The following is a 2769-nucleotide window of genomic DNA, read 5'->3' as shown; positions in this document are numbered from 1 at the left end:
TAAATCTCTTGCGTCGCTTTCTCGTAGTCAGCGGTTAAACGGGCTTTTTCTTCGTCAGAGAAACTTTCTGGGAACATAGTAATTGGCCCCCAAAACTGTGACTCTTTAATTGGGATAGCCAGCTGAGTATCGAACTGCTTGATCACGCGATCGATTGTCAGCTTAGTTTCAAGAACACCGCTTTCCATGCCCTCGCGGAACTTTCCGATAGCGCGGTCAGAAATAGCAATGTAATCCTTATGGCGAGATAAGTTATTTTCGTAATCTTCTACTGTTTTAAATGGCGCTGCGCCCTTTCCGCTCGCGAAGGTCGGGTAGAAGGTGTGGAACCCACTGAAGTGATTAACAGGACGCACTTCCGTTAGCGCTTCAATCTCGTCCGTAGACATTTTTAGCGAGCGCTCTTCATTGTATTTAAATACGTCGTAGGCGAGTTTATCGGTGTCGCTTAACTTACTGCGGTCAATTTGTTTAAGCTCTGACAAGTTTAGCAATGTAGCTGTTTTTCCCGCTAAAGCGTGAGAGTCTGTTAAGAAGTCGCCCATTCTGTCCGCGTAACGCATGTCGCCGCGAAAAATGGCCATGATTGGGTTTAGCTCAATATCACGCTGGTCAGCGGCTGCAAATAACGCAAAAAGTTTTTCGTGCTCAGACGCTTCTTTTGACACTGAAGTACTTTTTGATGAACTCTGCACATTTGCATTGCCGTGTTCATGTGCCACAGCTGAGCTAAGGCCCATTGCCATAGTTACTGCACTACTTACAAGTAGTGTTTTGAATGCTTTCATTTTTTGTTCCCTTGTTATTTCGCCTTTATTTTGCGGTTTGTTTTCAACAAAAAAAGGCGCTGTCGTTTTGTGTTTTTTTGATTCTATATATCGCGTGATAAACGCATTTAAACCTAATAGTGCGTACCTGACGCCTGATATCAGGCATACCGGCTGTACAATGCAATTCAACGTTTACTTAATTAGCCACATCTTCACACGGTATCTATTCATTTAAGGTTTTTCAGGATGCACTGTTTATTCAGGCAAATGATCCATCTCTTTTCGCCACGCCCTCTCATACGCTTCACGACCTAACACACGTTGTGCGTACGCGGCTACATTGTCTGTTTTACCGTCTAGCGTGATATCTAGCTTGCTACCTTTTGCCCACGCCAAAATATGACCTGCTATTATGTCGGCCATGGTAAACATGGTGCCGCATACAAATTCTTTATCGCCCAGCATAGAAGAAAATACGGGCAACACGCGCTTAAACTCCCACACCGCTACATCACGCATTTGTTCAAGTCTTTGCTCTTTAGGCAACGCAAAGGTGTGCTTTGCTAAATTCCAAATCGGTTGCTCTAACTCATTGGTAAGAAACAACATCATTTCTTCATATTTGGCTCGCTCGAAGCTACCAGGCTCTGGAATGAATTCATGCATGCCGTGACGTTCAGCTAAAAAAGTGACGATAGCCGCCGATTCCGTCAAGGTACCTTCTGGCGTCGAAAGCGCTGGGATTTTAGAGGCAGGACTGATAGCTTTATATTCTTCTGACAGGTGTTGCCCTTGTTTTAAGTCAACTAAGCTGTACTCAAAAGGTAAACCTAGCTCTTCCAGTGCCCATGCCACGCGAACCGAGCGGGTTTTCGGATATCCGTAAAGTGTATACATACCTATGCCCTTGCTTATGTAATGTGAGCTAACTGTAAGTCGAATAGGAAAAAAGTGCTACTGCCATATTGTTACTGAGTTTTAACACTGTAACTTCTGTATGACAGTACCGCCTACTCATGGAGAGGCTCCATATCCAAAGACTATATGAAGAGGCGACCTTCAAAGAGAGTGAAAATAATACGGAAAAGCCAAAAAGATAAGGTAATGGTCGGTAACTTTTTCACGTAACCAATATAATGATTTCCGTAAATGCCAGTAGCTGTTCGCTAACATACAACTCGGTTGTCGCTTCAACGCCCTAGTATTACTAGTCTTGCGTAGTATCCCTGAGTTATGCGCCACAATGGTTCACTTTATGCTCATCTCACTTCAATGCTTTTAACAAATTCGTTAATAATTGAGTGAAGGAGAACACGATGAAGAAACGTTTACTATCTACCTTAGCAGGCTCACTGACATTAATGTTAAGTGCGAGCAGTTTCGCAGGCCATCATGATAACGATGGAAAAGAAGTGATAATGAATAACCTGGAAACAGGGATGAGCATGGGCTCAGTAGTGGTGAGCAGTTATGATGATGACGGTGTAGTATTTACGCCAAACCTGTCAGGGTTAACGCCAGGCATTCATGGTTTTCATGTCCACCAAAATGGTGACTGTTCACCCTCAATGAAAGATGGACAAAAAGTGTTGGGCGGCGCAGCGGGCGGCCATTTCGATCCAGAAGGTACCGGTAAACACCGTGCTCCTTGGTCTGAGAAGGGTCACGAGGGCGATCTACCCGTGCTTTATGTTGATGAAAATGGAAACGCAACCCAGCCTATCTTTGCACCAGAGCTTGAGTTAGATGATATTGAAGGCCGCGCCTTAATGATTCACGCAGGTGGCGACAATTACTCTGATTCACCTAAAAAGTTAGGTGGCGGTGGTGACCGCGTAGCATGTGGCGTAATTGGGAAATAAACTAACGCCACCTCATGTTATGCAATCAACATCTTATACAAAAAAGCGGCTTCTAAAGCCGCTTCAGACTGTTGAAAAAGCCCTAGACGAAAGTCTGGGGCTTTGATCTAATAGGCATAGTGAAATTCGGAGTGTTC

3 protein-coding genes are annotated in these 2769 nt (G+C 44.3%); 1 reads left to right on the top strand and 2 read right to left on the bottom strand.

From position 1 onward, the window contains the following. Positions 1–788 (bottom strand): DUF885 family protein (locus tag NO989_RS21635; protein WP_371343185.1); only part of this gene is annotated, 788 nt, incomplete at its 3' end. Positions 789–1025: 237 nt separating this feature from the next. Then, positions 1026–1667 carry a glutathione S-transferase family protein gene (locus tag NO989_RS21630; protein WP_061486424.1) on the bottom strand — a complete coding sequence of 214 codons (642 nt, stop codon included), beginning with the start codon at positions 1665–1667 and terminating at the stop codon, positions 1026–1028. A 419-nt stretch (positions 1668–2086) separates the two neighbouring features. Between NO989_RS21630 and sodC the strand changes: the two genes are divergently transcribed. Continuing rightward, a complete protein-coding gene (gene sodC, locus NO989_RS21625; protein WP_014980082.1) occupies positions 2087–2632 on the top strand; it encodes a superoxide dismutase family protein in 546 nt (181 codons plus the stop codon). The last annotated feature ends 137 nt before the right edge of the window (positions 2633–2769 follow it).

It is taken from the genome of Alteromonas sp. DY56-G5 (genome assembly GCF_041414725.1).
Classification (GTDB): Bacteria; Pseudomonadota; Gammaproteobacteria; order Enterobacterales; family Alteromonadaceae; genus Alteromonas; species Alteromonas macleodii.
This window is presented reverse-complemented; position numbering and strand designations above follow the sequence as displayed.

Bases quoted from the DNA above. Each gene is read 5' to 3' on its own strand.
- NO989_RS21630 (WP_061486424.1), bottom strand. From the start codon at position 1,667: ATGTATACACTTTACGGATATCCGAAAACCCGCTCGGTTCGCGTGGCA.
- sodC (WP_014980082.1), top strand. From the start codon at position 2,087: ATGAAGAAACGTTTACTATCTACCTTAGCAGGCTCACTGACATTAATG.